This window comes from Sphingomonas bacterium (assembly GCF_903643065.1).
Taxonomy (GTDB): Bacteria; Pseudomonadota; Alphaproteobacteria; order Sphingomonadales; family Sphingomonadaceae; genus Sphingomonas.
In genome coordinates this window covers 1-5883 of sequence record NZ_CAHJWX010000147.1, presented here as the reverse complement: position 1 = coordinate 5883, position 5883 = coordinate 1, and the positions used below count along the sequence as shown (strand labels likewise).

Sequence of the window (5883 nt, the reverse complement as noted above, 5' to 3'; positions counted from 1 at the left end):
ACCGCCGCGCCCGACCAGTCGATCGCGGCGAACCGCGCGAACCGTCTCAGCGCGCGGCCGCGATCACGTCGGCGGTGAAGCGGGCGATGTCGAAGCGGGCGGCGCCCGGGTCCTCGCCGCGCCGGACGACGACGAGATGCTCGGACGGCACGACCATGACGTATTGCCCGCGATTGCCAATCGCGGCGAAGCTGCCGGCGGGGAGGCCCTGTTTGGGCCCGAACAGCCACATCGTCGCGCCATAGCCGGGGCCGTCGGCGGGCTGTGGGCCGGAAGGGGTCGTCATGTATTTGACCCAGCCTTCGGGCAGGAGGCGCTGGCCCTGCCAGACGCCGTCCTGAAGCCAGAACTGGCCAAGCCGGGCGAGGTCGCGCGCGGTGGACCAGACCTGCGAGGAGAGGATGTAATTGCCGTGCGGGTCCACCCCTGCCTGAGTGTGCGTCATCCCGAGCGCGGCGAAGAGCTTGGTGGGGAGCATGGTATAGGCGGGATCGTCGATCGCCTGTCGCACCGCCATCATCGCCAGGAGGATGTCATCGTTGGCGTAGCGGAAGCGCCTGCCCGGCTCCGCTTCCAGAGGCGATCCCACGGCCTGCTCGTCCACTGCGGTGCCACCGAAGTAGATCGCGTCCGTACGATTGCCCGCGGAGTCGGTGTGCAGGCCGGATGTCATACGCAGGAGATGATCAAGCTTGATCCTGCGGCGCTCGTCCATCGGATCACGGCCCTGCCATTGCGAGATCGAAGCAGGTGCCTTGACGTCCAGTTTCCCAGGTGTTTCCGCGCTCGCCAATCCTACCAGCGTCCCCGCCAGGCTCTTCGCGGCGGACCAGGTGCGATTGCTGGTGAAGGGTCCCCAGCCGGAACCGTACCGCTCGGCAACGAGCTTGCCGTCAAGCACGACGACCACCCCGATCGTCTTGACGCCGATTCCGTAGCCGCCTTCGAACGCGTGGCCGACGGCAGCACCTAGCCGCGACTTCGGAGCTGGCCTGATCCTCGCATCGCCCATCGGCCAAGGCCGCGAATCGGGACCGCCCGGTGCGGGAGCCGCCCATGGCGGATCGTAGTCGAGCAGCAACGGCGGCATGTCGCGGCCACTCTTCCCGCCCCATCGCGGTTCGGTGGGAGCAGCCGGCGGTTTCACGCCAGGGAGGAGGTATTCGTGACTTGGTTGCGGCTGCCCGCCGATGGGTCCCAACGTACACCCAGTCTGCGGCCACCACGAGGCGCTGCGCGGTGACAGGAGGTCGTCGAAGTCGACGTACACTGTCGCGCCGTATGGATTGACTGTTGCCTTCAGCGTCGGCACGAGCGCGTCATATTCGGGATAGATGCCCGCCAGCTCATCCGTGTCGATCTGCGCCGGTATCCGCCCGGCGGCGAAGATGCCGTTGCAGTAGGTCAGCGCCTTGTACCCCGCCGCGATCGCGCGGGCGTAGCGGGCGTTGTCGGCGGGCGGGACATGCTGCGCCCGCGCCGGCGCGAACGCCATGGCGAGCAGTCCGATCTGGGCCGCGACGCGTGCCCGAAGGTGACGATGTTCACGCGCAACCATGAGAGTCTCCGGCTTCCTGACAACGCCAGACTGGTGGGGCGGCGGGGTCGAGGGTGCAATGATGTCATGGTATGACGGGATCGGGTCAGCGGTTCGGCCGAGGGTGTCGGAAAACAGGTGTTTTCCGGCAGAACGGCAACCACTACTCTTCGAGGAGAGGCTCAGGCGGTTGCCGCTATCGAGTGTTGCCGGGCAGCAACATCCCGGCTTTATTGTCCGCTGGTGTAAATATCTCGCCTGCTGAAATGAATATCGCTCTTTGGAGGAAACGATGCCGACATTTGCCCGCTCGTTCGCGGTAAACGCCCTTGCCGAGTGGGATGCGAACAGCAGCCCCAACAATGCAGTCCGCACGCTTTTCAATCGCTGGAGCTTGCCGGGAGAGATGTCGGTCGGAGAGGCAGTGCTGAGGCTCGGGCTGCGTGACAGCTATCTCAACTTCTACATCAAGGGGCAATCAGTTGCCAAATTGTCCATCGGCCGAAACGGTCCGAAACTCTCGGTCCACAAGGCTTACACCTCTGGTCGGCGGAAGGAGCGAGAGGGCAACGGCGCTCCTCCCGTGCAGGGCTACGAAGACTATGACGCCAAAGCTCTTGCCCACCCGGCAACTGGCAGCTTGGTGGCGGGCTGGATCGAGACGGCGGAAAGCTATGCCTCCGCAGAAAAGCGCTTCGTCGATGACCTGATTACCGCCAATCCAGGAGTGATCGACCTCGAAATGGGTCTGCCGGCGAGCGATCTTCCCGGCAGCGAGCGGGTAGCACCCCGTATGGACCTCGTGGTCGCGCAATGCGTGAACGGCGAACCGCCTTCAATCGCCTTCTGGGAGGCCAAATGCGCCAACAACCCGGAACTCCGCGCGAGCGGGGATACCGCGCCGAGGGTTGTTAAGCAGCTCGGAAAATATGTGCGCTGGATGGAGGAGAGCGGCCGTATTGCTCAAGTGCAGCAGGCATATCGGAACACCGCGACTGGGCTGCTGGTGGCTTATCGAGTGTTCCGAGAGAGCGGCGCAAGCGATCCGGAATGCGTAGCGATCTGGAAGGCGCTGGCTGAACTCGATGCTCCGACCGTGATCGTGCAGCCGGGGATTGTGATCGGAAACTACTGGCCGGACGGTTCTCCGGAACGGATCGCCAGCAGCCGAATGGCGCAATCGGCAGCGAGCTTCGCCAGGAAGGATCATCGCCTCAAGCTCGATCGGGCCGATATCCAGGTGCATGAGGTCGGTCCCGACCATGATGGACCCGTTCTGCCCCTGCTTCCGACGACGCCGGTGTCCGGATGACGGTCACGCTCACCGTTCATCGAGGCACCCAGTCGATTGGAGGGTCGTGTATCGAGATCGGGAGCCACGACGGAGAACGCCTGATCCTAGACGCAGGTCGTCCGCTAGACGCCCCACGTGAGGCGACCGGGTTGCTTCCGTCGACCTTGGATCTGGCCCGCCCGGCTACCGTGCTGTTCAGCCACTCTCACATGGATCATTGGGGTCTGATCAATGAGTTGCCGGCCGATTGGCCGATCTGGACAGGCGAGAAAGCGGCGGAGCTGATGCGCCTGTCGGCCGAGCTGTTCGGCGGTAGCATCGCCCGGCCGATGCACAGCTGGAATAGCCGCTCGAAACCGTTCGCCATCGGCGGCTTCACCATTACCCCGTACCTGACCGATCATTCGGCACCCGACGCCTATATGTTGCTGATCGGAGGAGCAGGCGGACGCATCCTCTACAGTGGCGACTTTCGCGTGCACGGCCGCAAGGCTCGGCTGGTGGAGACGATGATAGCCTCCCCGCCAAAGGACATTGACGTGCTCATCATGGAAGGCACGAATCTGGGCACGGACAAGCCCGTCATCAGCGAAGCCGAGCTGGAGGATGCGTTCGTCGAGCTGGCGAATAGGACTCCCCGGCACGTCTTCGTGCAATGGTCTGCCCAGAACATTGATCGCACCGTGACCCTGTTTCGAGCCGCGCGACGAACCGGCCGCAAGTTGGTCGTCGATCTCTACGGTGCCGATGTGCTCCGCCGGATCGCGAACGGGACCCGCTTGCCCGTGCCCGGCCCGGACTTTCCGGAACTGAAAGTGGTCATCACGCCCGGGGGCAAGCGCCTCTACGCTCGGCAGGGCCGAGAGGCGTTCGTCACCGAGATGGCGACCAGTCCGTTCGCCACGTCGCGAGCGCGCTTGGTGAAGGACCGGGCGATCATCATGCTCCGAGACTCGATGGTGCGGGATTTCGACCGCGCCGGTCTCGGCTTCACCTCGAAAGACGCATACGCCTCCTCCAACTGGAGCGGCTATCTCGATCCCGACGACGCGAACTCGGGATAGGCGCACGCGCAGGCGGCCGGGGCGAGAACGGTCAAGCTGCATACATCGGGCCATGCCAGCCCTGCCGACCTTTCCCGTTTCGCGGCTGCAATCGAACCGAAAGCCTTGATACCTGTGTACGGGATCGCGTGGGACGAGCCGACCATCCCGCTGCCGCCAGTTCGCCGGCTCGCCGACGGCGAGTCTTGGGTCCTTCCATGAGGCGACGCTGATGACGGAAGCGGTCGGTATATTCTGGATGGTGGACGATGTGCTCGTCGCTGCCGGATGCGAGCTGGAGCATGCTGCTCCATATGGTGATTGCCTTACCTATGATGGCGGGCATGCTGAACACTGGGAACAATGGCAGCAGGCGGGCGGGCACTGGCTTAACGCGAATGGCCTTCCCGCCGCCATTCTCACAAGCGAGTACGACGAACACCCTCGCGGCCGGATCGTGAAGGATCCGGGTGGGTTTGTCCTTTATGCTGATCGGCGGCTGCAAACGCCGGCACGGATTGCAGCGGTTTGCGAGCGTTTTGGCCTTGAGGTTGGCTCTACCTCGATCCGCAGCGACAGCCATTATCGGGAGCGCCTGAGCTAACCTCTCGTCCTTGCGGGCCAGATGACCACGTCTGCGATCAGCGCGACGGCTTAGCGTCTATCTGTGCCCGTTCTATGTTGTGACCCCTGCTTGCCGGGAAGCACCGGCCCGGTCCATCGTGACTGGGCGCCGGCGTGCGCCGGGCAGGCGGGCGACGCGGCTAGTCATTCCGTGTCGAGCGCCGCTCCGCCCACCATGCCATCCGCTCGGCGATCCGTTGCTCGAAGCCGCGATCGGTGGGTTCGTAATAGGTCTGGGGGGCCAGGCCGTCGGGCCAATAATCCGCGCCTGAAAAGGCGTCGGGCGTGTCGTGATCGTAGGCGTAGCCCTGGCCGTAGCCGAGATCGCGCATCAGCTTGGTGGGCGCGCCGAGGATGTGAGCGGGCGGGCTGAGCGAGCCGTGCTCCCTGGCGCTCGCCCACGCCGCCTTCTGCGCCAGGTACACCCGGTTCGATTTGGGCGCGGTGGCGAGGTACAGGCAGGCCTGCGCGATCGCCAGTTCGCCTTCGGGCGAGCCCAGGAAGTCGTAGGCGTCCTTGGCCGCGAGGCATTGCCGGAGCGCCTGAGGATCGGCGAGGCCGATGTCCTCCACCGCCGCGCGGGTGAGGCGGCGCAGCACGTATAGCGGCTCCTCCCCGGCGGTGAGCATGCGCGCGAGATAATAGAGCGCGGCCTGCGGGTCGGAGCCGCGGATCGACTTGTGGAGCGCGGAGATGACGCCGTAATGGCCCTCCCGGTCCTTGTCGTAGACGGCCACGCGGCGTTGCAGGAACCCGCCCAGCCCGGCGGGATCGAGCGGCTCGGCGAGGCCAGCGGCGGCGATCGTTTCCGCCTGGTTGAGCAGGAAGCGCCCATCGCCGTCCGCCGCCGCGAGCAGCGCGTCGCGCGCCTGGAGCTCGAGCGGGAGCGGACCGGTGATCGCCTCGGCGCGGGCCAGCAGGCGTTCGAGCGAGTCGACGTCGAGGCGGCGCAGCACCAATACCTGCGCGCGGGAGAGCAGCGCAGCGTTGAGCTCGAAGGACGGGTTCTCGGTGGTGGCGCCGACCAGCGTCACCGTGCCGTCCTCGACGAAGGGCAGGAAGCCGTCCTGCTGCGCGCGGTTGAAGCGATGGATCTCGTCCACGAACAGCAGCGTGCGCTGGCCGGCCCGCGCGTGGTCCTTCGCCTCGGCGAAGACGCGCTTGAGGTCCGCGACACCCGAGAAGACGGCGGAGATGGGGACGAAGCGCAAGCCGACCGCATCGGCGAGCAGGCGCGCGATCGTGGTCTTGCCGGTGCCGGGCGGCCCCCACAGGATCAGCGATGACAGGCGGCCGGCGGCGACCATGCGCCCGATCGCGCCGTCCGGGCCGGTGAGGTGTTCCTGGCCGACGACGTCGGCGAGCGCGGCGGGGCGCAGCCGCTA

General features: G+C 65.8%; 4 protein-coding genes and 1 pseudogene. 3 read left to right on the top strand and 2 right to left on the bottom strand.

Annotation, left to right across the window (positions count from 1 at the left end; translation table 11 throughout):
* Window positions 1-46: 46 nt before the first annotated feature.
* Window positions 47-1897 (bottom strand): serine hydrolase domain-containing protein, encoded by a 1851-nt coding sequence (locus HUU95_RS06670; protein WP_254602664.1) that lies wholly within the window; start codon window positions 1895-1897, stop codon window positions 47-49.
* Here HUU95_RS06670 and HUU95_RS06665 point away from each other — a divergent pair.
* The 3 genes from HUU95_RS06665 to HUU95_RS06655 all read left to right on the top strand — a co-directional run bounded on the left by HUU95_RS06665 (window position 1830) and on the right by HUU95_RS06655 (window position 4478).
* On the top strand, window positions 1830-2849 hold the full coding sequence (locus HUU95_RS06665) for a hypothetical protein (protein ID WP_174279399.1): 1020 nt from the start codon (window positions 1830-1832) through the stop codon (window positions 2847-2849). The genes HUU95_RS06670 and HUU95_RS06665 overlap by 68 nt on opposite strands.
* Window positions 2846-3895, top strand: a complete 1050-nt coding sequence (locus tag HUU95_RS06660) for an MBL fold metallo-hydrolase (RefSeq protein ID WP_217429787.1) — start codon at window positions 2846-2848, stop codon at window positions 3893-3895. Before HUU95_RS06665 ends, HUU95_RS06660 begins: the two co-directional genes overlap by 4 nt.
* Before the next feature lie 211 nt (window positions 3896-4106).
* A complete protein-coding gene (locus tag HUU95_RS06655; RefSeq protein ID WP_174279398.1) occupies window positions 4107-4478 on the top strand; it encodes a hypothetical protein in 372 nt (123 codons plus the stop codon).
* A gap of 160 nt (window positions 4479-4638) precedes the next feature.
* On the opposite strand, the pseudogene HUU95_RS06650 reads toward HUU95_RS06655, so the two are convergent.
* Window positions 4639-5883, bottom strand: a pseudogene (locus HUU95_RS06650) (replication-associated recombination protein A); the annotation flags it as partial.

What these genes read in the sequence shown, in the direction of transcription:
- HUU95_RS06665 (WP_174279399.1), top strand. Translation starts at nt 1,830, where the DNA reads ATGCCGACATTTGCCCGCTCGTTCGCGGTAAACGCCCTTGCCGAGTGG.
- HUU95_RS06655 (WP_174279398.1), top strand. Translation starts at nt 4,107, where the DNA reads ATGACGGAAGCGGTCGGTATATTCTGGATGGTGGACGATGTGCTCGTC.
- HUU95_RS06660 (WP_217429787.1), top strand. Translation starts at nt 2,846, where the DNA reads ATGACGGTCACGCTCACCGTTCATCGAGGCACCCAGTCGATTGGAGGG.